This is a genomic window from Blautia sp. MSJ-9, assembly GCF_018919065.1.
Classification (GTDB): Bacteria; Bacillota; Clostridia; order Lachnospirales; family Lachnospiraceae; genus Blautia_A.
Window position 1 is genome coordinate 12,484 of sequence record NZ_JAHLQG010000045.1, and the last position, 24,583, is coordinate 37,066.

Consider the following 24,583-nt stretch of genomic DNA (forward strand, 5'->3'; position numbering starts at 1 on the left):
AAGAATGCATACTCCAGGCAGAAGAGAGTTTTGTCTGGAGTGTTTTTTCAGTTTCACCTGTCAGTATAGTGAAAAGAAAAAAATAAATCGAAAAAATTTTAAAAATCTTAAAACTTTTTCGAAACTCACATTGTCTATATAGTGAAAACAATAAAAAACACATAAAGGAGAAAAGAGATTATGAAAAAACAGAAAGTATTATCACTGATTTTGGCAGCGGCATTATGTGTCAGCACACCAGCATCCGCCATGGCAGCAGAATTTAGCAGCGGATCCGAAAACGATGCAGTACAGGTAACGACAGAAGCTGCCACAGAGGAAGCCTTTACAGACAGCACAGATGCTACAGAAGAAACAACAGCGAATGCAGATGTAACAGAGTTTGTTCCGGAAGTTAACGATGAAGATGCAACACTCAATGCGGAGGCTGGAAATGATATTGATAATGCTACCTCTATTTCATTGAATACAGAATATACAGGGGCATTATCTGATGATAACGATGCAGATTTTTATAAAGTTACATTAAATGAGGCTGGACTGTTTAGTATTAAAGGCATTTTCAGAACGAAATATATTAGATGGAGAATATATGATGATTTTGGAACACGATTAGATGATAAATACTGGGACATTGATAATTTGAGTCAGAGGGGGTCTTTTGAATATTCATGGAATTTAACAAAAGGAACTTATTATATTTCAGCAAACTCTGATGCAACGGGGACATATTCTTTTATATTAGGACACAAGAGTGCAAATGAAACATTCTCAGAAAATCAGGGTGGTTCTGATAATAATTCGGATGATGCAAATCAAATTGTATTAAATAAAACATATAGAGGTCAGATTGCGCTTAATGATAGAGAGGATTGGTATAAATTTACAGTTCCGAAAAAAGAAACTGTTAAAGTGATAGGAAGAGCACAATGTGGTCCTAATTGGAAAATTTATAAAGAAGAAGATGGTATTATGACTTCCGTTTGGAGCACAGAAACTTATTCAGTTGAATCTGATATAGAGTTAAATGTCGGTGATTATTATTTAGTAGTATGGGATGGAAATTCTACAAATTATCAATTCAAGCTCCAGACTCACACCCACAGTTGGAAAAACGAAATCACCAAAGCTACACTTACACAAAACGGAACAATTACACCGGTTTGCTCATCCTGTGGTGAGACAGGAAAAGTCAGAACGGTTTATTATCCGAAAACCATCCGTTTATCTAAAACAAAATATAATTACAACGGTTATGCGCAGAAACCAACTGTAAAAGTAGTAGGCAGTGATGGTAAAGTAATCAGCCCGACTTATTATAAAGTAACATACAGTAAAGGTTTAACTGCAAGAGGAACTTATGCTGTAAAGATTACTTTCAAGGGTAAGTATTCAGGAAGCATTAAGAAATACTTCAAGATTGTATAAAGGAATAATAAGAAATTTTTGAAGAAAAAAGTCGTAAACACTGGGAACATTGTTTACAGATGATAGTAGTTGTTTTGAAAGTAATGTACTAGAGCGTGTCTGAAAAATCATTCCCGCAATCTGCACGCCCCACTTTGCGGGATATTTCACCCGAATTCAGTTGCCGTAGCCCACTACGGCGCCCTCATCCGGGCAAAATATCCCACAAATTGTGACGCACATCTTGCAGAAAGTCTTTTTCAGACACGCTCTAGAGAAAGTGAGAAGAAAGACTATGAAGCGAACAATGAAAAGAATTTTGACAGCAGTGTTAATTTTGACCATGGTGGTGGCGGCAGTTCCGGTTCAGGCAGGAATTCCGCAGTATTTTCCAACGAAAAAAACACTCACAGTGTATCCGGCAAAAACCAGCAAAAATTATTTTTTTCAGAGGACATATATGGGGGCATTTGATAAGAAATCTGATAAGGTGACTTCTGTGAGCAGCAGCAATTCATCTGTTGCAGAAGCATATGCAATCTATTCTGAGCTATATGCAGTTCCAAAGAAAGTCGGAAAAACTGTAATTACAGCAAAGAGTGGGAAAACAACACGTAAGTGTAATCTTACAGTGAAAAAATATGTAAATCCGATTGCATCCGTAAAAGTTGGAAACTCAACTATTGCAGGAAAAAAATTTGATACAGAAGCTTATCGGGTAGTATCCTATTCCAGATTTGCCAACAAAAAAGCTAAGATTACCTTTAATCTGAAAAAAGGCTGGTCTTTCGTAGATGGCGTATCTTACCTGCAGAAAAACTGGATGAAATCTGAAGATGTAAAGAATGGTGCTGTTATCCCGATCAGAGGAGGCAGTGGATTTGTGGTTATAACAAATGTAGTTAATGACAAAACGGGACAGCAGGAAGCAGTAATGCTTTTGTTCAAATAGACAGCCCCTTTTTCTAAGCTTAAGTATGAATGTATAAAATGCCATCGTAGTAAAATATAAGCTATAAAACACTTTATCAAAGTGAAGAAAGGAAAAAGTAACATGAAAAAAGTACTAAAACAGATTTTAACATTTTCACTGATTTTCATTATGGTTTTATCAGCAGTCCCAGTCCAGGCGGCAAACCCAGAAAGTTCTTTAACAAAGCAGGTTGTCACTTTATATCCGGGAAAAAGTAACAAAATTACATTATTTAATTCACGTTATTTAAATCTTGGCAATATTGATACAAGAAATAATTCTGTATCTGTAACAGTGCGTAACCCAGCTATCGCCAAAGTAGAGGCAAACAATTCTGGAGTATTTGCTTATCCGAAAAAAGTTGGAAAGACTTTAGTTACTGTCAAAGCAGGAAATATAACACGTAAATGTGCTTTAACAGTAAAAGAATACGTAAACCCAGTGGCTTCTGTAAAGGTAGGAAATACAACAATATCAGGAAAAAAATTTGATACAGACCCTTATCGTGTTATATCCTATTCTAAATTTGCCAATAAAAAAGCAAAAGTCACCTTTAATTTAAAAAAGGGTTGGTCTTTCCAGTATGATGCTATATCTTATTTCCAGAAAACCTGGCAAAAGTCTGAGGATGTAAAAAATGGTAGTATTGTTCCGATTAAAGGTGGAAGTGGCTTTCAGATTATGACAGCAGTAGTCAATGATAAAACAGGACAAGTAGAACATTTATTACTCTGGTTCAAATAATATTTAAACAAGGAGACTCATGCCGAAAACATGAATCTCCTTGTTTTGTTATCGCGGGATATTATTAGCAAGACAAGGAAGAATTGTCATTAAGGACACCTTCTTTCGTACCTGATTTAAAAGTGAGAAAACCATTGAACGATATATGTAAATTATGATATAATATGACTATCAAAGAACAGGAGGTAATATTATATGGAAGCAATTATCAGACCATCCGCAGCATTACGAAACAATTACAGTGAAATTTCCAGAACATGCCGTGAAGAACGAACCCCTGTTATTATTACCAAAAACGGCATCGGCGATACTGTTCTCATCGGAATACAGGAATATAATCAAATGACCGCAGAACTGGAACTGTTACGTACGTTAGCTGATGCAGAAGAAGATGTTGCGCAGGGCAGAGTTGCACCTGTACAGGAAACTTTTGACGATATCCGCAGTGCATTATTAGCAAGGGGGAACAGATGAGCTACCAAATTTTGCGAACAGATAAGGCAGACGAACAGCTCCGGGATATCATCTTCTACATTGCCGATGATTCTGGCAGTGTAGATATTGCACTGAATTATCTGGATAAAATTGAAAAGGCAATTAACAATTTAAAGGATTTTCCGTATTCTGGCAGTGTTCCCCACTATGCAACCTTGCGCCGACAGGGCTACAGAGTCCTGATCGTGGAACGGCATCTTGTATTTTACAAGGTCAATGAATCTCAGCAGATTGTAACAATTTACGCTGTCGTGGACGGCAGACGGGAATATCGGAAACTACTATAATATAGTACGGTTCAGATATAGATCTCGAAGTTGTCCAAGGAAATCAAGAAAAATCTGGTTCAACAGTTCTTCTTAATCGTTCCACAAATGCCCGACAGAAAGTATCTTCATCTTTAAATTTTGCAGTACTCATTCGCTGAAAGCTAAGAGGAAAAACAATATATTTATCTGAAAGTTGGGAAACGAGTGCATGAAGAGTTGTAGATTTTCCATATTGTCGTGCGCGGTTTATACAGAAATACTGACCAGCATCTACCATGGGAATGATTTGAGCAAGTTTGTCAGAAATATTGACCATGTAATGCTTCTCTGGAAAACATGTTCCGGTAATGTTGAAGGTTTTAGACATATTCTAGCCTCCTGACATAATAAAACATATATGAACAGACGCGGATTATAAAAAAGAAATACTACAATATTCACATTGACTGAACATTATAATATTTCTTTGATAATTTTAATGGTTATTCACAACATTTAGTTAAAATAAAACGCTCGAAATTCACCAAATGAGAAAATCGAACGTTCCTTAGAGCAGGGGATGAGAGAATCGAACTCCCACCAAAGGTTTTGGAGACCCCTATCATACCATTTGACCAATCCCCTATATGTAATTTCTGTTACTGTTGCAATTATACATATAAAAGCTACATTTGTCAAGCTTTTATATGCACAATTGCAAAAAACTAATGAACAGTTATTTCATAAAATCATAGATTTTCGGGTTATCATCTGGAGCCGGGTGTTGTTTTAAGCCGTAAACATTACGGATCCAGCCGGACCAGTGGGTCTGGGGATCATAGTGCAGACCGTTGATGGTGATCCAGCAGTGGTCATATCCCACGACGATCTTAATGTTTTTATATCCCACCTCTTTCGCCATAGCTGCGAATGCACATGCGAAAGAATAACAGTTGCCTCTCTTGGTCTGAAGCATTTTCAGGGCAGTGCTTCGGTACCAGCCTTTCTGGTTTAAGTTGGGATCACTGCCGCCGTAGCTGAAATTCCTCCAGGATACAATATAATTCCAGCAGGCACGGAGCTTTTGTGCCTTAGTCATATTGGAACTGGTGAGGGAGGAAACTGTCTGCATAGTCTGCATTTTCAGAAGTGCGGCAGTATTTTTCCTAGCTGCTCCACTGGAAGTGAAATAGAGCTGTCCGTTTTCACGGGAACGGTTCAGATAGCATCTTCCTTTGGAATCTGCATAATACAGATTATTCCGGTAAATGAAATATCCGGTGGCAGGGTGTCCGTACTTGGAAATGATATAATATTTCTTATCATAAACCGTCACCATTTTATTCTGATTATTCTGGATCAGACGTCCCTTCTCATCGAAAACATATACTTTATTGTTGATCCTGTGGGTGCCCTTGAAAGCGTAGCCGTCAGTTCCGAAATAGTATTTGATTCCTTTGTAATTCAGCCAGCGGTCTTTCACCATGCTGCCGTTTTTGTAGAAAGAAATTTTATTTCCTTTCACAGTCAGCCCTTTGGGGGTGGATGCCTTCTGCGATGTGGCAGTGGGGTCTGCGGTTACGGTTGTCTGGGAGACCACTGTGGTAAGTTCCCGGGCAGAAGCGCCCTGTGGTGCAGCAGCCAGACAAAGGACTGCCAGAAAAGCAGGGATTAATCTGGGTATTTTCATGCTTGTAATTCTCCTTCTTGTTTCCCGGTTTTAAAGCACAGGAGGGGAAACATACTCATAAATGTGCTGATAAAAAGTCTCTGACATTATTATATAAGGGAACGAAAAAAAGGTCAATTTTAATATGTAACATTTGCGGAAGATACGTGTTATATTGGTAGAAAGAAAAAGGAGAGGAGGGAGTGCTCATGGACAGGGATATATTACGGCAGTTTTACCGGCGGTATTCAGGGGAGATTTATCTGTATCTTTACTCGTTGTGTAAAAGCAGAGAGACAGCTGAAGATCTGATGCAGGAAGTATTCCTGAAAGCACTTCTTTCCCTTTCTGATCAGAATGAGAATCTTCGTGCATGGTTGTACAAGGTGGCGAGAAACGCCTGCTTTAATGAACTGCGGAACAGGAAAAGGGAAGTGAAAATGGATCCTGCTGCGGGGGCTGATATCTATGCAGCAGGAGCTGTGGAAAAAAGCCAGGACAGTCTGACAGACATACTGATCCGAAATGAGCAGAAAAAAATGTTATATGAAGCAATGCTGAAACTCCCGGACAGGCAGAGGGAGATCCTGGAATTGTTTTATTTTTCGGAAATGAGTATGAAACAGATCGCAGAGATCATGAAACTGACACCGCAGAATGTGCGGGTTCTTGCGTACAGAGCAAAAAAACAGCTTCGGGAGTATATGGAGGTGAAGGAATATGAGTTATAGGGAAAAACTTGAAAAGTATAAAAAGGATCAGCTTCCGGAAGAGGAAAAAAAGAAAGTAGAAAATGAGATTGAGAAAGCAGAGGCCATCAATGAATATCTTGCAGATAAACTGGAAGAGGAACTGATAGAAGATGACGAAGCCTTTCAGGACGGGAACGAGGAGAATACATTTCACGAAGAAAAAGATAGCAGGATGGAGGAAAAGGAAGCGCAGTTTGAGGAATATGTAAAAAAGTCCATCCACCGTATTTTTCGAAAAATATCTGTAGGAACAGGGGCAGTGCTCCTTGTGGCCCTTTTATTTGTACAGTTCGGACTTTCCCCGCTGGTATCTTTGTTTTATTATAATCCGGCGAAGCAGATTAAGGTGAAAATGGAATCCGACGGCGATTCGGAGAGCTGGGAAAGTTCGGAGTCTCAGTTTGGAATTGATTTTGGAATCTTTTCAGAACTTACGATGCCGTGCAGGAGTACAGATTCTGCCCAGGCGGTTTCTCAGGGATATGGAAATTACTATTTTCAGATCAATCCAACCATCGGATATGGGACGCAAAGCCGTCAGGGGATTGCAGGACAAATCAAAAGAGGAAAAATGCAAGCGTATACTCCCGGGTATTTTCAGTCTGTACAGGACAATTATTTTATAGCATATGGATTGGACAGAACTAAAGATTTCCGGGAGCAGATAGAGAATTCCGTGACAGATTATGGTGATTATTCGGTGAGCACAAGTCAATGGGTTTACGCATCTTTAGAGGATGGGGAGGAAACTGTCAGGAGTCTGGATAAAGAGGGGTTTTATTATACCTATGTTTCTTTTGACCAGACGCTGTCCTTCGAAGAAGTTGATCAATTGATGGAAAAACTGCAGAATGATGTTTCTGTTATGGGAAATCCATGGATCGCAGTGTATGCTTCCGAAGGAGATTATATGAGAACCTTGGGATATGATTATGAGAATACCAAGAATAATATATGGAAAGTCCCTGCTGAGTATAATCAGGGGTATCCTGAACTCTCACTTTTCAGTAAAAACAGTTATTCCGATGAAGCGTATGAAGAGGCACAGGCAAAGTTAAAGGATGAGAAAGCCATGACGCAGCACATGGTCAGCATGCTCCGGTATATGGCAGACCAGAAGAAATTTACAGCAATGATGGAAAAGATATCAGGGAGTGATAGAAACTGGTCACTGGCAGCAGATTATATTGAAGAGAATGGGTTGAAATCCTACGGGTTCGTGTGTGTGACTACCAAAGCGGATATGGAGAAGATGCTGATGGAAGACCATATCCTCGGCATTGCAGTAGAAGCATGGAAATAAAAAATAAGAATAAAAAATCCTGCCACGGAGCAGGAAAAATAAAAGCGGAGATGGAGGGATTTGAACCCTCGCACCGGTTGCCCGGCCTACCGCATTTCGAGTGCGGACCCTTCAGCCACTTGGGTACATCTCCATATTAAGATGAAAAACAGTTCCGCAGTATGATCGGAACTGTTTTTTATTATATAAGGAATCCGCAGAAAGGTCAATTCTTTTTTTATTGACGAATTGCTCTCACTGTAATAAGATAATAACAAAATGCGGTTGTTTACCCTGCGGATAAAGGTGAATTTGTCAGAGGCAGGTAGGCAGCTGTGAGGAAAGCGGACAGGTGACGATCATGACAGATAAGAAGAAAACGATTCTGGAAGCTGTGGAGAAGCTGACAGATACTTACCGTAAAGAAGAACTTTTTCTGGGAAGAGACAGAGAACGTCTTCCGAATAAGAAAGAAATCATTAATTTCATTAAAGATATGAGATCCATTATCTTTCCAGGATATTTCAGTGTGGATTCCAGTGCAAGTGTGTTCCCGGAGCATTATGTGGCATACCGCCTGAATGATCTGTATGACTGCTTACAGGAGCAGATAGAGATTGCATTTTTATATCAGGGTGAAGAAGAACAGAAGGCGAAAGAACATGCAGAACAGATTACAGAGAGATTTTTTGCAAATGTACCGGAAATCCAGCGTATGCTGTTGACTGATCTGCAGGCCGGATTTGACGGTGACCCTGCCGCCAAGAGCAAAGAGGAGATTATTTTCTCCTATCCTGGATTCTATGCAATTTATGTATACAGACTTGCACATGTTCTTTATCTGGAGAATGTGCCGTTTATTCCAAGGATTATGTCAGAGTATGCACATGGTTATACAGGAATTGATATCAACCCGGGGGCAACGATTGGAGAGTACTTCTTTATTGACCATGGAACCGGCGTTGTAATCGGTGAGACTACAGAGATTGGAAAGAATGTAAAACTGTATCAGGGCGTGACACTTGGTGCGCTTTCTACCCGTCAGGGACAGCTGCTTGCCAATGTGAAGAGACATCCGACGATCAGAGATAATGTGACAATCTATTCTAATTCTTCTGTACTTGGGGGCGAGACTGTGATCGGTGAGAACACGATTATTGGTGGTAATACCTTTATTACAGAGTCCATTCCGGCAAACACCAAGGTCAGTGCAAAGAGCCCTGAACTTGTGATCAAGAAACCGAGAAGTGCAGTGGAAGCTACAAATGTATGGGATTGGGAGAACTGATCCGGAGTAATTTCAGAGCAGATTGTAATAATTCACTAAGTAAACATAGCTTTACTATATAAATAAGAAAATAAAACAATCCTGGTTAGTGCAAGGGGCTTATGCCTTGTAGCTTACGCAGGATTGTTTTATTTTTGCAGACATATTCGGTTTTATTTTCAGAATGTCTGACTGATTGTGGCGGGGAACTAATATCTGCTGGACAGAGAGTTTTATTAAGAATTATAGTTTTATAAGGATGTTTTTAATGTCTTATTCCATTTCTTTATAACCGATGGATCCATCTTTATTTTTTTGCGGTCATAAGTAAGCAGGCCGTTAGTTTCTTCTTCAATATCCGAAAGCTGCGTATAAATTGTCGCAGAATATCCATTTTTTACAGAAGGTACAATGGTATCTTTCATCAATTTAGAGAAGCCATCAGCGAGGGCTTTGCTGCTGGTAAATTTTTTATATCCGTAAATATTTTTGCATGCACTGTGCTTCGGGATGCGAAGGGAGTAACCTCCGAATTCGGAAAGTGCAAGCACACGGTCTGACTTTGGAACAGGAAGTCCGAGGAAATAATAGTGCAGACTGTTGATATCTCCGCAATCCTGGTCAAACCAGCCGCTTGCGGAATCTACCAGGCGGGAAGGATCAAGTCGGTGGATAAATTCTGTAACTTCTTTTGTAGAAAATTGTCCCCATCCTTCATTAAAAGGCACCCATGTAACAATCGAAGGATGATTATATAAAGCCTTTATCATATCACGAAGTTCATAGATATATTCCTGACGTCCGTCTTTGTCTGTACGGGAAAGAAGGCGAGGATGAACATCTTTCACCGGAATGCGTGTCCAGTTCAGCAGCGTTGCAAGGTAGGTGACAAACCAGTGCTGGTAGTCGGAGCCTCCGTTTGGCATATCCTGCCACACGAGCATACCCATACGGTCACAGTGGAAATACCAGCGGTCTGTTTCAACTTTGCCGTGCTTGCGGAGCATATTGAAGCCCAGATTTTTCATGGCACGGATATCATAGATCAGTGCTTCATCAGAAGGGGCAGTATAAAGTCCGTCCGGCCAGTATCCCTGATCCAGAATGCCGCTCTGAAAATAAGGATGATTATTCAGGAATAAGCGGGGATAGCCATCATCAGCTAACTGGACATCGCATTTGCGAAGGGCAAAATAGCCAAGAATACGGTCTTCACCATATTCCAGGGAATATGGGTAGAGCCATGGTTCCTCCGGAGTCCAGGATTTCTGTGCATTTTCCGGAATAAGAATAGCAGATTCTTTTCCAGGCAGTAAAACAGCAGAAGTAATTTCATCATGCATCAGATCATCGGTAAGCCCTTCAGCATCCAGAAAAACCGGAGGATAGATTTTACAGATAATATCACAAGGATGATTGCTATGTATGGCGGTTATATTCTTGGATTCAGACTGAGATTGTACAGAAACAGTGCGAACTCTCATACGGACCTGTCCATGATCGTAATCTGGAGTGGTGCGAATATCTTTTATGTATTCATTTGGTGCCATTTCTATCCATACTGTCTGCCAGATCCCGCTCTGTGCAGTATAAAACATCCCACCGCGATTCAGCTGCTGTTTTCCTCTGGCATGGTAAGAAGTATCGCTGAAATCGTGTACACTGATGAGGATAGAAACCGTGAGGTCTTCTGTGACAAAGTCTGTGATGTCTACAGTAAACGGTAGATATCCGCCTTTATGATAAGCCACGAATTTACCTCCTATGTATACGCTGCAGATCTGGTCAACAGCGCCGAAATGAAGAAGAAGCCGCTGACTGTTCACATCTAGACAGCCTTCCGGAAGCTGGACAACGCGGGAATACCACAGAACTTCATCAGGCAAAAGCTGTCTGTTGACCTGAGAAAGTGGTGCTTCCGGTGAAAATGGAACCAGAATCTGACCATCGAACGGAAAGTATTCATTTTCATAAAACTGATATGGCAGAATCCGCTTGTCTGTGATCAGATAATCCCACATGCCATTCAGATTGATCCAGTGTTTTCGTTTCATACCCGGACGTGGGTATTCTTTTAATGTTTCTCCCTGAGCTGCCGCTTCAGTCCAGATAGTCTTCAGTTTTTTCAAATCTATGTCCTCCTCTGAAATTTTATATAAATGCTCGTAACTGTTCAGTACTTTCACAGGTATCAATAATCTTGTTGATCAGTCCGTCTTCCTCAAGAGAAGAAAGATTGGTTGTCACAGTTGGACTGCTTAAATGAAGATCATAAGCGATATCCTGCTGTGAGACCTTTTCTTTTCTATAAATATACTGATAGATCAGGTTTCTGTTATTTTCCCTGATTTGGTTTGGTGTAATGCTTTTTTTCATATGATGTCACCTGTTTTGTAAAAATATTTTGCAAAATGAAACTACAATTTTATTATAACAAGGAGAAAAAAAATCGTCCATTGTTGAAAATGCACAGCAACAGCTTTTGCAGAGGCAGGTGCAGACGTAGCAATCGTTGATCTTGACTTCGAAGAAGCGCAGAAAATTCTATAAACTGGATTCTCTCAGAACAACTATGACAGAGGAGCTGGACAACAGAAGAGAGAGTATGAACATAAAATGTGAAGCTCTGGCAGTGCAAGAGAGCTTGCTTTAGTTGCAAGAAGCGAGTTCTTTTTCAACGTTGTTTTTGCTTACATATTGCTATAAAACGAAAAAAAGAATTGCCTGTTAACGGTGAAATTGTATATACTGTTAAAAAAATAGAAAAAATTCAAATTTAGTGTTGACAAATGAAGATTCATCATATATACTAGTCTTCGTCGATGAGACAGAGACGTACAGACAATAGGCTGTGCGGGTGTAGTTCAATGGTAGAACACCAGCCTTCCAAGCTGGATACGTGGGTTCGATTCCCATCACCCGCTTATGCGATAGTGGCGTAGTTGGTAACGCGCGACCTTGCCAAGGTCGAGACCGCGGGTTCGAGCCCCGTCTATCGCTCTTTTAACTGAATATCTGCGGGTGTAGTTCAATGGTAGAACACCAGCCTTCCAAGCTGGATACGTGGGTTCGATTCCCATCACCCGCTTGTGCGATAGTGGCGTAGTTGGTAACGCGCGACCTTGCCAAGGTCGAGACCGCGGGTTCGAGCCCCGTCTATCGCTCTTGAGACTTCGGATTTTCCGAAGTCTTTTTTCTGTTTCCGGATATATTTTATTGCAAAAATTTTTGGTTTGTATACATAGAATAGTGGTCACCAGAAAGAATTTGTTTTGGCATCATTATTCAAAAAAGTTTTTGGAAAGTGGAAATATAAGAACTGCCACATATTCAATAAGAATATGCAGCAGCCCGTTAGGAAGGATTATAGAATTATGATATCTGATATCAGATGTCAGCTCAGGATTGTTCTGAGACAGTGTCGGAATCACCGTAAAAGGTCAGGAGATAGAGTCCGCAGATTCCTACCAGACCATATACGATCCTGGAGATCCAGCTCATGCTTCCGAAAAGGAGAGCGACCAGGTTCAGATTGAAGAAACCAATCAGTCCCCAGTTAACAGCTCCGATAATGGCGATAGTAAGCGCCGTATATCTTAAACATTTGCTTCCCATAAGTCACCATCCTTTCATAAACCTGTTGCTGTATGCAGCTTACACAGGAATCATAAAGCTATTACATTCCTTATTGTTTCACAGAAAATAAAAAATATGCACAGCAGATCCAAATTAAATTTTGAATGCTGTGCATATTTTGCTTTTCATTAATGATTTAAGGTGTACAAATCAAAAATTTATTTTGTAATTTCTTAAAGCAACTGTATTTAGAAAAAATATATTTAAAAATAGGCTTATTTTACTTTAAGAATCTGTTTTGCAACTGCATCTTCATCAAAGGAAAATGCCTCCTGTGCCTGAACAGTTACATCGCTCTCATCTGTCAGTGTAAATGCCTGACATACATTAACTGTCTGTCCCGGCTGGATCTCAGCTGTAAAATGATCAATTGCATCATCATTATTCTCTGGAATAGCAGCTTCGCAGGCTTCTCCATGCTGATAAGCCTTTAAGCTTACATCTACCATTGCGCTGGAAGCAGTAGATTCGTTGTTTGTATAATCATAATAAACCATAATACAAGGATTTCCGGCGAAATCTTTCGTGATCACATGTTTGGTATATTTGATTGTAAATTTGTCTGTTGTAAGGTTAAGAGTATCATCAGCAGATGCTTCCGGTGCACTGGAAGCTGAGGAATCTTCGCTGTCTGTATTGTTAAGAGAATTGTTGATTTCGTCTTCAACGCTCTTGAAGTTTGCAGACATAATTTTGACTGTCTCATCATCCAGAGAAACAATCTTCCATCCGGAATTGGTTTTGATCAGCGGATAGGTGATATCCGCTTCAGAGAACTCATCTTTTTCTACTTTCTTAGCCTGCTCATTCAGAATAGATGCAAGTGTTTCCTGAGTTTCATCTTCGGAAAGCTGATTTCCAGCATAAGCATTGGAAACAATCTGACGAAGAAATTCCGTGATAGTTGCCTTATAAATATTAGTTCCATCAATGTAGGTGATATGTGCAGTGACGGAAGCAGTGCCGTTCTGAATGTCGAATCTGTTTTTTGTGATCTTGTAAGTCATTTTTTTGTTGATCTCTGAGAAGAAATCAGTGTATGCAGTGTTACGGATATCTGCGTTGTCCAGCGCAGAGAGATCACTGCTCTGAATCATGGATTCCATTGTAGTGAAGTCCATGTTCTGCATACTGTCAAGAAACTGCTCGACTGCTTTGCGTGGCTGCTGACGCTGATAGAAATAAAATCCTGCGCCTCCACCGATAGCGAGAACCAGGATCAGGATAAAAATGATCAGTCCTGCATGCCCTTTTTTATTCTTTTTTGCCATGTTTCCTCCTGTCTTGGAGCATAATTGCTCTGAAACGTGTTAAATACTTGTGTTACCGGGCACGGAGTGAACAGTAACACGATAGTTTCGTGAATAATAACATTATACCAGAATGCGTTGACAATGGCAAATTCCTTCAATTATAATCAGGATAACAGGGGTGGTAACGTTATTGAGAACAGTAACGTGCAAATATAATACAGGAAAGAAGGCGTGAATTTATGAAATACGAGAGTTCTTTTAAATCAGAAGCGGACGGGCTTGAGATTTCGATTATGGCAGTGATCCCGGATAAGAAAACATACCGCGCAGTTGTACAGCTGGTGCATGGCATGAGCGAACATAAAGAGAGATATCTTCCATTTATGCAGTATCTGGCGAATCTTGGATATGTGACAGTGATTCATGATCACAGAGGACATGGAAAGAGCGTGAAATATCAGGAAGATCTGGGCTTTACATATGGTGGTGGAGCAAAAGCAATGCTCCAGGATATCCGTACCGTAAATCGAAAAATACATACTCAATATCCGGACCTTCCGGTGATCCTTATGGGACACAGTATGGGTTCTCTGGCAGTGAGAGCGTTTGTTGCAGAGCATGACAGTTGTGTGGATATGCTGATCGTGTGTGGTTCTCCGAGCTACAACACGGCAATGCCGCTGGGCGTAGGCATTGCAAAGATGGAAAAGGCTGTCTTTGGACCAAGACACAGGAGTAAGCTGATCGAAGCGATGTCCTTTGGCGCAGGAGCTGCCAAATTCAGAAAAGATAAAACCTGTACTGCCTGGATCTGCTCAGATCCGAAGGTAGCACAGGAGTATAAGGAATCTGAATTGTGTGGTTTCACGTTTACAGATGATGCATATCTGGCATTATTTGAGCTGATGAAACGTGCTTATGACACAGAGAAATTTTCGTGTACGAATCCGAAGATGCCGGTGTTGTTTGTGAGTGGAGCAGAGGATCCATGTCTGATCAATGTGCGTCATTTTGCAAAAACAGTAAAGGCAATGCGTCATGCAGGATATCTTGATGTAAAGGGAAAATTATATCCGGGCATGCGTCATGAGATCCTGAACGAAATTGGTAAAGAGCAGGTATATCATGATATCGCAGTTTATATGAGGAAAAAAGGTTTCTGATCATTTGCAGTATAAGATAGAAGTATCCGGTTAGAATAATATGCGTTACCAGAAATACGTGAAGGGGAGAAATCGGATATTGAAAAAATTAAGAATATTACTGTTGATACTGGCAGTAACCGGATGCGTGGAATGTACAGGATGCGCTGCAAAAAAGTCAGCATCAGAACAGGGAGAGCTAGTGAGAAATGAGAGGCTGTTGGAGAAATCCGGCAGTCTTTCTTAATGTAAGGCTTTACGTTTAGGTGAAAAAATGATAAGATAATATTCAAAATTTAACCAAATAAACTGCGAAGCAGTCACAAGGTTATAAGCAGAGGATTCTATCTGCTTAATATGAAATGGATTACAAAGGAGGAACTCCATGGAAAAAAATAAAAATGAAGAACTGCAGGAACAGGTTCAGACAGAAAGCCAGGAGGAACAGAAGCCGTCCTCCAATGCACGATTCATGCTCTGGACTTTGGCAGGAATCTACTTATTGTATACCGGCTATAGTCTGTGTAAAGGATTTATAACAGGAGCAGAAGGTACTGGCATTGGATTTATGTTTGCCGGAATTGCGTTTGCGGTCATTGGCGTGGGTCTGTTAGTTGCCAGCATAAAGACTATGATCTCAGAGGATAAGCTGAAGAAAGCAAAAGCAGCAAAGGATGCTGCAATGGCTGCTGCGGCAGGCAGTGAGCTGGATAAAGGTGATGGATCAGGTACAAAGAAATCCATGAGTATTTCAGAGAGAGCAAATCTGGCAAAGAGATTAGAAAATGAAGAGGAAAGCGAGGAAGAATGAAAATATTGATCACATTGCTGAAGCCTCTTTCCTTTTTGCCGGCGTTGTTGATGATGTACGTTATCTATTCTTTTTCAGCACAGCCGGGTGAGGTTTCAGGAAATCTGAGTTATCAGGTAAGCTATGATATTGTAGAATTAAAAAGTGAACTTTTATCTGAGAATTTAAGCAGTGATGAATTAGCTTATAAAGCGGACGGGATTCATTATTATGTGCGAAAAGCAGCGCATATGACGGAATACTTTCTGCTGGCTATTGCGATTTCCTTTCCATTATATGTGTATGGTGTGAGAGGAATCTGGCTGATGATCCTTGCGGGGATCGTCTGTGTGGGATTTGCCGGACTGGATGAATATCACCAGTCATTTGTAGGCGATCGTACTCCGGCAGTAAAGGATGTGTGCATTGACAGCAGCGGTGCATTTATCGGTATCCTGCTGGTTCAGGCATTCTGCTGGTCAGCGTTGAATAATCCAAACAAAAAGAAGAAAAAACGTAAATAAAAAACTGTAGGTGTTCTGTGTAAGAAACAGAATGCCCACAGTTTTTTGTTAGCTTTAAGCCTGAATTTCTGACAGTTTGTTCAGTCCTGCTTTGGTATGGCGGATAAAGATATCTCTGACTGCCTGGATTTCTCCGAGCCCCTTCAAAGTACAAGTGACAGAATAGCCTTCTTTTTCCAGAATACTTTTCCAGGAATCATCATCTTCTCCGGACATATCATTGGTGGCATGATCGCCCGCAACGATCATGAAAGGTGCCAGATGAACATGGTCTGGGTGAAGTTTCTCTAATTCATCGAGAAAACTTTCGATAGAAAAATCTCCCTCGACAGTACCCATATGCATATTGGAATAGCCGAAATGTTTGAACAGCTGATCCATTTCAGGATAGAGTTCATTGGCAACATGCTCTGTTCCATGTCCCATAAATAAGAGAACTTCGTCAGATCCGGGATGATATTCCCGGGCCATAGCCTGACAGACTTCTTTTTTATCCTGGCTGGTGACCATCAGGGAATCACAGATGATGATGGATTCAAAGTCCTTTTCAAATGCCATAACTTTCTGTTTCATGGCGTCGCTTTCAAAGCCTGTGATCACGTAAGTCGGCTGTACGACCACATTTCGGAAGCCGTCTTCTCTGATCTGAAGCATAGCTTCATCAATATCCATAATGTGAATACCGTCGCGCTTCAGCAGTTTGGCGCGGATGCGCGGGCTGGTCCACGCGCGGTACAGTGGATATTCAGGATAAGCGTTGTGCAGATCTTTTTCTATCTGTTCGATGGTTTTCTTTCGCGTTTCTTCGTAACTTGTACCAAAGCTGACAACAAGAATTGCTGTTTTTTCAGATGCCCCCATATTAGATCTCCTTATATTAAGCATAATGCAGTTATTTCTCCAGGTACTGTTATTCCGCAAGAACAGCAGTGGATAATAACAGAATAATTGACTGCGCACTCATATAAGATATCTGCAGTTGCCGGGCATAGTGTGACCGGTAACCATCTGTTCTATTATACAGAGGAAAATGTGGAAACTCAAGTATGAAAAGGGGTTAAAAACAGGAAAATTGCATGGTATAATAAATATGTTGATTACAGTTGAATGGCAGAGGTTCATAGGAGAAAAGGAGGCAGAAAATATGTATCAGTCATTTACAGGCGGACTTGGAGGAATTGCACTTGCGAAGCATGGAAGAAGCCGTGCGATCAATGCAGAGAATCCCCACGGGGAGAAGGGGAAAGGCGGAATGGTCGCAAGCGAACTTGGTCCGTCAAGAAAAGGCAGTCCGTGTCTGAGAGATATAGAGCCGGGGGCAGTCATAACTCTGGCAGAGATGGAAGGTCCGGGAGAGATCAATCATATTTGGATCACAGTGGATAATAAAACAACAGATGCAGACTGCTTCGTATTAAGAGATCTGGTCATACGCATGTACTGGGATAATGAGGAGACACCATCGGTAGAAAGTCCGCTTGGAGATTTCTTCTGTTGCGGATTCGGCAGAGAATGCATTGTAAATTCTGTACCGATGGCAGTGGTGCCAAGCAGAGGATTTAACTGCTATTTTCCAATGCCGTTTAAGAAGAAAGCAAAGATCACGCTGGAGAACCAGCATGCAAATAAGATCCCGGCATTTTTCTATCAAGTAGATTATTGTCTGTATGATGAACTTCCGGAAGATATCACATATTTCCATGCACAGTGGAGACGGGAGCGTCTCACAGAGAAACAGAAAGATTACACGATCCTTGACGGTGTAAAAGGCAAAGGCCATTATGTAGGAACTTATATTGCGCTGACAACATTGGAGCGTTACTGGTGGGGTGAGGGTGAAGTGAAATTCTATATTGATGGAGACGATGAATATCCGACAATCTGTGGAACAGGTTCAGAAGATTATTTCGGCGGTTCCTGGAGTTTTGCGAAACAGGTAAATGGAAAAACTGTAGAGCAGACTTACAATACGCCATATCTTGGATATCCATACTATTCTGCACATGATGAACTGATCCATAATCCATATCATAATGATGATTGTCCTCCGATGCGTGGATTTTACCGCTGGCATATTCAGGATCCGATCTGCTTTGAAGAAGATCTGAGAGTAACCATTCAGCAGATTGGAGTAGGGTACAGAGGAATGTTTGAAAGACAGGATGATGTGGCGAGTGTTGCATACTGGTATCAGACACTTCCGCATGCACCATTTGCGCCATTAATGGCAAAAGAGGACAGATGGCCGCGGTAAAAAAATACTCAGAAAATTGCAAAAAAATTCAGCGCCTCAAAAAAAGAACCATAAAATAGAATGTCTGATAAATTGCTTGCGGAATTATAGCCGAAGCTTTATAATGGAAAGACAACACAAAAAGTTGTCTTTATATTCTCTCAATTCTGAAAAATATTTAGAGAGACAAATGCGGCTTAGAGCAGTTGAAGTATTGGGGTAGTAAACTGTTCGGAAAGGAGGTTCTTTTGGGGAACAAAGATTGCAGTATTAACAACATTTATCAATTGGAGGGAAGAGTACCGATCGCTAAGGCAATTCCGTTTGGACTGCAGCACATTCTGGCGATGTTCGTGTCAAACCTGGCGCCGATCACGTTGATCGCGGCAGCAGCTCAGCCATCGCTGAGTCAGGCACAGATTGCCATTCTTTTGCAGAATGCCATGTTTGTAGCCGGTATTGCGACTCTGGTACAGCTGTACCCGGTCTGGAAGATAGGATCGAAACTTCCGGTAGTTATGGGTGTCAGCTTTACATTCGTTACAGTATTATGCACGGTATCTGCCAATTACGGATATCCGGCAGTAGTCGGATCAGTCATTATTGGTGGTCTGATGGAAGGTACGCTGGGACTTCTTGCAAAGTACTGGCGTAAGATCATTACACCTGTAGTTGCTGCATCTGTAGTAACAGCGATTGGCTTTTCCTTATTTACAGTAGGTGCGAGATCATTTGGCGGTGGATACAATGAGGATTTCGGTTCTGCACAGAACCTGCTCCTTGGTACGATCACTTTGGCAGTATGCCTGATCTGGAACATTGCAGTGAAAGGATATCTGAAACAGCTTTCTGTTCTGGCAGGTCTGATCGTGGGATACATAATAGCGATCTTTATGGGAAAAGTAGATTTAAGTGCGATCATGTCAGGTGGTCTGGTTTCTCTGCCGCATTTTATGCCTTTTAAACCGGAATTCCATCCTGGAGCAATTCTTTCAACCTGCATTATTTTCCTTGTATCAGCAGCAGAAACGATCGGAGATACTTCCGCACTTGTTTCCGGCGGTCTGGACAGAAAGATTACGGGCGAAGAGATTTCAGGTTCCCTTGCCTGTGACGGATATGCATCTACATTTTCTGCATTGTTCGGATGCCCGCCTGTAACATCATTCTCACAGAATGTTGGTCTGGTGGCTATGACGAAAGTTGTAAACAGATTTACGATCATGACCGGTGCGGCATGTATGATCCTTGCAGGTTTGCTTCCGCCGGTTGGTAACTTTTTTGCATCCCTGCCGGATGCAGTTCTCGGTGGATGTACGATCATGATGTTTGGTACGATCCTTACATCTGGTGTTCAGATGATCGCAGACTGTGGATTTTCACATCGTAATATTGTGATCATTTCCCTGTCTCTTTCCATTGGAATCGGATTTACTACAGCAAGTGAGAGCGGTATCTGGGACATTTTCCCGGATCTGGTTCAGTCTGTATTTGCAAGCAATGTAGTTGCAGTTGTTTTTGTAGTATCTGTATTATTGAGCTGCATCCTTCCGAAGAATATGGATATTCAGAAAATTGATAAATAATAAGTCTGTCTTAAACAAAGCAGGTAAGTTCCCTGTTCTGATGCAATTTGCTGAGAACAGGGAATTTTTGGGAAAAGAATAAACAGAGAGAAAAAAGATTCATTAACTGATATCAAATAACAGGAGGCATATTTTCATGCAGAATCAACAGCTATCAACTTTAAAGGAAATCCGCGTCCACGGTACACAGAATTTTCCCTGTGCTTTTTATCAGACGGGAACCAGGATAAAAGGAAATATAGTAAAGCATCACTGGCATGAAGAGGTGGAACTTCTTTATTTCTCAGGTGGAGAGTTCTGCCTGGAGGTAAATATGGAACGTTTCCATATTTCAGAGGAATGTTTCTATTTTATTAATCCTGGAGAACTGCACAGCATCAATGTTGAGAAAAACGGAGGATGTGTGGAGAATGCGGTGGTTTTTCACATGGATATGCTGAATTCTTCTTATTCTCTGGATCAGATCCAGACAAATCTGATCCAGCCGGTTCAGAACGGAAGTATCCAGTTTCCGAGATGTCTGAGGAAGGATGAGCCGGCATTTGAACAGGTGAGAACTGCGTATGAAGAAATCCAGAATGCATTTTCAGGATCGGCTTACCGGGGGGATTATTATGACGGTGAGGCGGTTACGGATGATATTACACGCCAGTTGTTTATCAAATCTGCACTGCTTCGGATCCTGGCGGTGTTGTCTGCCAATAACCTGTTTGAAGTGACAGAGAAGAATCATGACCGTCGGATTGAAACAATCAAGACTACTCTGACTTATATTCAGGAGAACTATAAAGAGAAGATTTATATTCGTGATCTGGCAGGACTGATCGGGATGAATGAACAGTATTTCTGCAGATTCTTTAAGAAGGTCATAGGGCGTTCACCTATGGAATATGTGAATGAATACAGGATCAAGAAGGCAATCCATTATCTGAAGGAATCAGATCTGACAGTTACGGAAATCTGCCTGGAATGCGGTTATAATAATCTGGGAAATTTTCTCAGGGAGTTCCGGAAATATACATCGACGACACCATTGCAGTACCGCAGGCATTCATTGAAAGAAACACAGTAAATAAAGATCAGATAAGTAAACTTGGAAGAGATAAAAAGTTTATTTATCTGATTTTTATTTTTGCAGAAAGTCTTTTTCAAACACGCTCCAATACAGGTTGAGAATATTGGTAATATAAAAGTCAAAATTTCGTATTTTTTTATCAAAAAAATATAAGACAGGGGACTTGAAATTTGGTATAATTATATCCAAATGAAAAAGAGACCTTAGGCGCTAAAGGTAAGAGAGTATGATGCCGGGGAAGAAGCAAACAGCAGCGCCGGTTAATAAATCAAAAAATAAAAAACACAGGAGGATTTTTACAATGGTAAAGAAATGGTGGAATGAAAAGGTTGCTTATCAGATTTATCCGAAGAGTTTTTATGATACCAACGGTGACGGAATTGGAGATCTGAGAGGTGTTATTGAGAAACTTGACTATCTGAAAGATCTCGGAGTTGATATTATCTGGCTTTCTCCTTGTTATCGTTCTCCGTTAGCAGACCAGGGATACGATATCTCTGATTATTATGACATTGATCCGCGCTTCGGAACCATGGCAGACATGGATGAGCTGATCGATGAAGCGAAGAAGAGAGATATGTACATTCTGATGGACCTTGTTGTTAACCATTGCTCTGATGAACATGAATGGTTCAAGAAAGCATGCGAGGATCCGGATGGAAAATACGGCAACTTTTTCTATCTGCGTGACAAGAAAGAAGGAGAACTTCCGACTAACTGGCGTTCTTACTTCGGCGGACCTGTATGGGAAGACCTTCCTGGAACAAACAAACAGTATCTGCATGTATTCCACAAGAAACAGCCAGATCTGAACTGGGAGAACCCGGAAGTAAGAGAAGAAGTATATAAGAATATTAACTGGTGGCTGGACAAAGGTCTTGGCGGATTCCGTATTGATGCGATCATCAATATTAAGAAAGCACTTCCGATGCATGATTATGAAGCAGATCGTGAAGATGGCCTTTGCAGCATTAAGAAGATGCTGAAAGAAGCGAAAGGAATCGGCGATTTCCTTGGCGAGATGAGAGACCGTACATTTAAGAAATACGATGCATTCTCTGTTGGCGAAGTTTTTGATGAGAAGGATGAAGAGATTCCGGATTTCATCGGTGATAACGGATATTTCTCCAGTATGTTTGATTTCGAGGAGACAATTTGGGGAGCATCTGACAAGGGATGGTATGACTGCAAACAGATCACCCCGGATGCTTACAAGAAATGCTGCTTTACAACACAGAGAAAAATTGGCGATATCGGATTTGTTTCCAATATTATTGAAAACCATGACGAACCGCGTGGTGTCAGCAGATATATCCCGGAAGGTGACTGCTGTGACGCAAGTAAGAAGATGCTTGGCGGTCTGAACTTTATGCTTCGCGGACTTCCGTTTATCTACCAGGGCCAGGAACTTGGTATGGAGAATGTGAAGTTTGAATCTATCGATCAGGTAGATGATATTTCCAGTCTGGATGAGTATAAGGTAGCTCTGGAAGCAGGATGTACACCAGAGGAAGCACTGAAAGCTGTTTCAAGATTCAGCCGCGATAATGCCAGAACACCGATGCAGTGGACAGATGGTGAGAATGCAGGATTTACGACAGGTAAACCATGGCTGAAGGTCAATGCGAATTATACAAAGATCAATGCAGAGAGCCAGATGAATGATCCGGAATCTGTGAGAAGTTTCTATAAGAAACTTATCGCACTGCGTAAGGATCCGGAATACAAAGAGACTGTTGTTTATGGAGAACTGGAACCTGTATGGGAAGATGTACATAATCTGATGGCGTACTATCGTAAAGGGGATAAGACTCTTCTTGTAGTTGGTAATTACCAGAAAGAGCCACAGACCATTGAACTTGCAGGAGAGTGTAAGAAGGTTCTGCTCAATAACTATGACAATGTAGCTATGGATGGAAATAGGATTGAACTGCAGGGTTATCAGTTCCTTGTTATTGAGATGTAACAGAAGAAAAAAGGTTACTGAGAACGGAGTGAACAGTAACGAAAAAAGAACGGAAATCCAGGTATGATATGTGCCTGGATTTCCGTTCTTTTTGTATCTGTGAACTATAAGTAATCCCCGTAAATTGAATATTGATCCTGGTTCATCAGAGCGTGAAATCCTGCGTCGCAGATATCTTTGACGTGCCCTATAAAGCTGAATTGTCATCAGAGGAATCATCTTCAGGGGGATTCAGAATCTTTACGCTGTCACGTACTACAAGTCTGACCGGAAGAGAAAGATCCGTTGTTTTTGGATTCCAGCCATCGATCATTTTGAACAGGTATTCTATGGCAATGGTTCCGCGCTGGAAGATATCCTGATGAATAGTGGTGAGTGAAGGACAAGCAAGCTGCGCATACAGATTATCATCAAATCCGGTGATGGAGAGATCTTCCGGAAAGCGGATACCTTTGGTTTTGAGATATTTCATCAGGGTAACTGCATAATAATCGGAACAGCATATAAAGGCAGTGAATTTGTGTGCGACTGCATAAATCTCTTCCATACTTCCCTGGCGTTCATATTTGGAAGGGCGGATCACGATCAGATTATCCAGATTAATATCCAGTCCGTATTCCTGAAGCGCCCGCTGATGCCCGGTGTATCGGATATAGTCTACACCTTCCATATTGTCGGCGAGAAATGCGATTTTTCTGTGACCGCAGTCAAGAAGATACTTTGTCATCAGGTATCCGCCCTCTTCATCGTCAAGACCGATATTAACGTATCTGGCAATATTTTTTGGAGTGTAACTGTCGATAAGGACAGCAGGCTTTTTGTATTTGCTTCTGATTTTGAGATAATCGTCGTGGAGCATACCGATGAGGATCAGTCCTTCTGTGTTCCAGCTCACTACGTTGCGCACGATTTCATCAATATCTTCAGAAGTATAAAGCATCATATAATATCCCTGTTCACGGATAGCAGCTTCCAGAGCTCCCAGTAATTCACCGTGAAATGGATCTGTGAAGATATTCTCGTATTTATCCTTTCGCCTTTTTAATACAATTCCGATAAGTCTGGAATGGTTCTGTGCGAGATTTTTTGCATTCATATTTGGGACATAATCATATTCGTCCAGAAGTTTCTGAACTTTCTCAGCAGTCTTCTGAGAGACTTCACTGGTTTTTCCATTAATTACATTTGACACTGTGGTGGTGCTGGTTCCCAGCATCTCTGCCATTTCTTTAATTGTTATCATGTGAAATTCACCTCAATACAAAAATATATGAATATATTATCACAATGGGATATGAAAATGCAAGTATTGCACAAAAAAGTTTGAGTAAAACAAAGGGAAATTGTAACTGTTGCTCATAAGTCATTTGAGCGAGATTGATAATAATTAAAAAATGTAAAATACCGGTTACTGTTCACTGGCAATGTCATTAACTTAAGAGATTGTTGCTTGTTAAACGGGCAATGATCTCTCTGATACCTACTTGATATTTTCTAAAATATTACTTGACAAATACTCCTCAATATGCGGCGTTATTACT

The 24,583-nt window shown here is 40.9% G+C and carries 24 protein-coding genes, 6 tRNA genes and 2 pseudogenes; 21 read left to right on the forward strand and 11 right to left on the reverse strand.

The genetic code is table 11. From position 1 onward, the window contains the following. The first annotated feature begins 180 nt into the window (after positions 1-180). The gene (locus tag KQI87_RS12715; RefSeq protein ID WP_216460473.1) at positions 181-1,428 is read left to right on the forward strand and encodes a hypothetical protein; all 1,248 of its coding nucleotides are present in this window, start codon (positions 181-183) and stop codon (positions 1,426-1,428) included. Here the strand turns inward: KQI87_RS12715 and KQI87_RS17310 are convergent. After that, positions 1,393-1,611, reverse strand: a pseudogene (locus KQI87_RS17310) (DUF6783 domain-containing protein); the annotation flags it as partial. The gene KQI87_RS12715 and the pseudogene KQI87_RS17310 overlap by 36 nt on opposite strands. Here KQI87_RS17310 and KQI87_RS17315 point away from each other — a divergent pair. The 5 genes and pseudogenes from KQI87_RS17315 to KQI87_RS12735 form a co-directional block, all read left to right on the forward strand. Beyond that, positions 1,588-1,638 (forward strand): annotated as a pseudogene (locus tag KQI87_RS17315) (DUF6783 domain-containing protein); the annotation flags it as partial. The pseudogenes KQI87_RS17310 and KQI87_RS17315 sit on opposite strands and share 24 nt — an antisense overlap. A 64-nt stretch (positions 1,639-1,702) precedes the next feature. Beyond that, on the forward strand, positions 1,703-2,359 hold the full coding sequence (locus KQI87_RS12720; RefSeq protein WP_062807279.1) for a hypothetical protein: 657 nt from the start codon (positions 1,703-1,705) through the stop codon (positions 2,357-2,359). A 102-nt stretch (positions 2,360-2,461) separates the two neighbouring features. Then, entirely contained in the window at positions 2,462-3,124 is a 663-nt protein-coding gene (locus tag KQI87_RS12725) for a hypothetical protein (RefSeq protein WP_195999175.1), read from the forward strand. 195 nt (positions 3,125-3,319) lie between these two features. Then, positions 3,320-3,598, forward strand: a complete 279-nt coding sequence (locus tag KQI87_RS12730; protein WP_195999176.1) for a type II toxin-antitoxin system Phd/YefM family antitoxin — start codon at positions 3,320-3,322, stop codon at positions 3,596-3,598. Continuing rightward, positions 3,595-3,906, forward strand: coding sequence for a type II toxin-antitoxin system RelE/ParE family toxin (locus KQI87_RS12735; protein ID WP_062807276.1), 312 nt, complete (start codon positions 3,595-3,597; stop codon positions 3,904-3,906). Before KQI87_RS12730 ends, KQI87_RS12735 begins: the two co-directional genes overlap by 4 nt. A 43-nt stretch (positions 3,907-3,949) precedes the next feature. Here KQI87_RS12735 and KQI87_RS12740 read toward each other — a convergent pair whose 3' ends face one another. The 3 genes from KQI87_RS12740 to KQI87_RS12750 form a co-directional block, all read right to left on the reverse strand. Continuing rightward, positions 3,950-4,255, reverse strand: a complete 306-nt coding sequence (locus KQI87_RS12740; protein ID WP_062807275.1) for a hypothetical protein — start codon at positions 4,253-4,255, stop codon at positions 3,950-3,952. A 186-nt stretch (positions 4,256-4,441) separates the two neighbouring features. Continuing rightward, a tRNA-Trp gene (locus KQI87_RS12745) sits at positions 4,442-4,512 on the reverse strand. A 91-nt stretch (positions 4,513-4,603) separates the two neighbouring features. Further along, positions 4,604-5,557: a transglutaminase domain-containing protein gene (locus KQI87_RS12750; protein ID WP_216460474.1), complete on the reverse strand. Its 954-nt coding sequence runs from the start codon at positions 5,555-5,557 to the stop codon at positions 4,604-4,606. A gap of 188 nt (positions 5,558-5,745) precedes the next feature. On the opposite strand from KQI87_RS12750, the gene KQI87_RS12755 reads away from it, so the two are divergent. Both KQI87_RS12755 and KQI87_RS12760 read left to right on the forward strand, forming a co-directional pair. Further along, complete coding sequence (locus tag KQI87_RS12755; RefSeq protein ID WP_216460475.1) at positions 5,746-6,267, forward strand: RNA polymerase sigma factor; 522 nt, start codon at positions 5,746-5,748, stop codon at positions 6,265-6,267. Beyond that, complete coding sequence (locus KQI87_RS12760; protein ID WP_216460476.1) at positions 6,257-7,591, forward strand: anti sigma factor C-terminal domain-containing protein; 1,335 nt, start codon at positions 6,257-6,259, stop codon at positions 7,589-7,591. The genes KQI87_RS12755 and KQI87_RS12760 overlap by 11 nt, the downstream gene beginning before the upstream one ends. Before the next feature lie 45 nt (positions 7,592-7,636). On the opposite strand, the gene KQI87_RS12765 is transcribed toward KQI87_RS12760, so the two are convergent. Next, positions 7,637-7,724, reverse strand: a tRNA-Ser gene (locus KQI87_RS12765). Positions 7,725-7,931: 207 nt separating this feature from the next. On the opposite strand from KQI87_RS12765, the gene epsC reads away from it, so the two are divergent. Beyond that, a complete protein-coding gene (gene epsC, locus KQI87_RS12770; protein ID WP_216460477.1) occupies positions 7,932-8,858 on the forward strand; it encodes a serine O-acetyltransferase EpsC in 927 nt (308 codons plus the stop codon). 230 nt (positions 8,859-9,088) lie between these two features. Here epsC and KQI87_RS12775 read toward each other — a convergent pair whose 3' ends face one another. Further along, positions 9,089-10,966, reverse strand: a complete 1,878-nt coding sequence (locus KQI87_RS12775) for a glycoside hydrolase family 2 protein (protein ID WP_253292513.1) — start codon at positions 10,964-10,966, stop codon at positions 9,089-9,091. Positions 10,967-10,988: 22 nt separating this feature from the next. After that, positions 10,989-11,213 (reverse strand): winged helix-turn-helix transcriptional regulator, encoded by a 225-nt coding sequence (locus KQI87_RS12780; RefSeq protein ID WP_216460478.1) that lies wholly within the window; start codon positions 11,211-11,213, stop codon positions 10,989-10,991. A gap of 477 nt (positions 11,214-11,690) precedes the next feature. Between KQI87_RS12780 and KQI87_RS12785 the strand changes: the two genes are divergently transcribed. From KQI87_RS12785 to KQI87_RS12800, 4 genes are all read left to right on the forward strand, one after another. Continuing rightward, positions 11,691-11,761: transfer RNA gene (locus tag KQI87_RS12785), tRNA-Gly, on the forward strand. A 3-nt stretch (positions 11,762-11,764) separates the two neighbouring features. Further along, positions 11,765-11,837 (forward strand) — tRNA-Gly (locus tag KQI87_RS12790). 17 nt (positions 11,838-11,854) lie between these two features. After that, a tRNA-Gly gene (locus KQI87_RS12795) sits at positions 11,855-11,925 on the forward strand. 3 nt (positions 11,926-11,928) lie between these two features. Continuing rightward, positions 11,929-12,001: transfer RNA gene (locus tag KQI87_RS12800), tRNA-Gly, on the forward strand. Between the two features lie 235 nt (positions 12,002-12,236). Here the strand turns inward: KQI87_RS12800 and KQI87_RS12805 are convergent. Beyond that, the gene (locus KQI87_RS12805) at positions 12,237-12,452 is read right to left on the reverse strand and encodes a DUF378 domain-containing protein (protein WP_216460479.1); all 216 of its coding nucleotides are present in this window, start codon (positions 12,450-12,452) and stop codon (positions 12,237-12,239) included. A gap of 236 nt (positions 12,453-12,688) precedes the next feature. Then, positions 12,689-13,744: a DUF5067 domain-containing protein gene (locus tag KQI87_RS12810; RefSeq protein ID WP_216460480.1), complete on the reverse strand. Its 1,056-nt coding sequence runs from the start codon at positions 13,742-13,744 to the stop codon at positions 12,689-12,691. Positions 13,745-13,965: 221 nt separating this feature from the next. Here KQI87_RS12810 and KQI87_RS12815 point away from each other — a divergent pair, with 221 nt between their 5' ends. The 4 genes from KQI87_RS12815 to KQI87_RS12830 all read left to right on the forward strand — a co-directional run bounded on the left by KQI87_RS12815 (position 13,966) and on the right by KQI87_RS12830 (position 16,182). Continuing rightward, positions 13,966-14,889, forward strand: a complete 924-nt coding sequence (locus KQI87_RS12815; protein WP_216460481.1) for an alpha/beta fold hydrolase — start codon at positions 13,966-13,968, stop codon at positions 14,887-14,889. Positions 14,890-14,968: 79 nt separating this feature from the next. After that, positions 14,969-15,115 carry a hypothetical protein gene (locus KQI87_RS12820; protein WP_216460482.1) on the forward strand — a complete coding sequence of 49 codons (147 nt, stop codon included), beginning with the start codon at positions 14,969-14,971 and terminating at the stop codon, positions 15,113-15,115. Between the two features lie 138 nt (positions 15,116-15,253). Continuing rightward, positions 15,254-15,679 (forward strand): hypothetical protein, encoded by a 426-nt coding sequence (locus tag KQI87_RS12825; RefSeq protein ID WP_216460483.1) that lies wholly within the window; start codon positions 15,254-15,256, stop codon positions 15,677-15,679. Then, positions 15,676-16,182: a VanZ family protein gene (locus tag KQI87_RS12830; RefSeq protein ID WP_216460484.1), complete on the forward strand. Its 507-nt coding sequence runs from the start codon at positions 15,676-15,678 to the stop codon at positions 16,180-16,182. The genes KQI87_RS12825 and KQI87_RS12830 overlap by 4 nt, the downstream gene beginning before the upstream one ends. A 54-nt stretch (positions 16,183-16,236) precedes the next feature. Here KQI87_RS12830 and KQI87_RS12835 read toward each other — a convergent pair whose 3' ends face one another. Beyond that, positions 16,237-17,043: a sirohydrochlorin cobaltochelatase gene (locus tag KQI87_RS12835; RefSeq protein WP_216460485.1), complete on the reverse strand. Its 807-nt coding sequence runs from the start codon at positions 17,041-17,043 to the stop codon at positions 16,237-16,239. Between the two features lie 283 nt (positions 17,044-17,326). Between KQI87_RS12835 and KQI87_RS12840 the strand changes: the two genes are divergently transcribed. The 4 genes from KQI87_RS12840 to KQI87_RS12855 all read left to right on the forward strand — a co-directional run bounded on the left by KQI87_RS12840 (position 17,327) and on the right by KQI87_RS12855 (position 23,042). Continuing rightward, entirely contained in the window at positions 17,327-18,436 is a 1,110-nt protein-coding gene (locus KQI87_RS12840) for a glycoside hydrolase family 172 protein (protein WP_216460486.1), read from the forward strand. Between the two features lie 227 nt (positions 18,437-18,663). After that, on the forward strand, positions 18,664-20,001 hold the full coding sequence (locus KQI87_RS12845; RefSeq protein WP_253292514.1) for a uracil-xanthine permease family protein: 1,338 nt from the start codon (positions 18,664-18,666) through the stop codon (positions 19,999-20,001). Between the two features lie 136 nt (positions 20,002-20,137). Beyond that, on the forward strand, positions 20,138-21,073 hold the full coding sequence (locus tag KQI87_RS12850) for an AraC family transcriptional regulator (protein ID WP_216460487.1): 936 nt from the start codon (positions 20,138-20,140) through the stop codon (positions 21,071-21,073). 304 nt (positions 21,074-21,377) lie between these two features. After that, entirely contained in the window at positions 21,378-23,042 is a 1,665-nt protein-coding gene (locus KQI87_RS12855) for an alpha-glucosidase (protein WP_216460488.1), read from the forward strand. A 187-nt stretch (positions 23,043-23,229) separates the two neighbouring features. Here KQI87_RS12855 and KQI87_RS12860 read toward each other — a convergent pair whose 3' ends face one another. After that, the gene (locus tag KQI87_RS12860) at positions 23,230-24,285 is read right to left on the reverse strand and encodes a LacI family DNA-binding transcriptional regulator (protein WP_216460489.1); all 1,056 of its coding nucleotides are present in this window, start codon (positions 24,283-24,285) and stop codon (positions 23,230-23,232) included. Between the last annotated feature and the right edge of the window lie 298 nt (positions 24,286-24,583).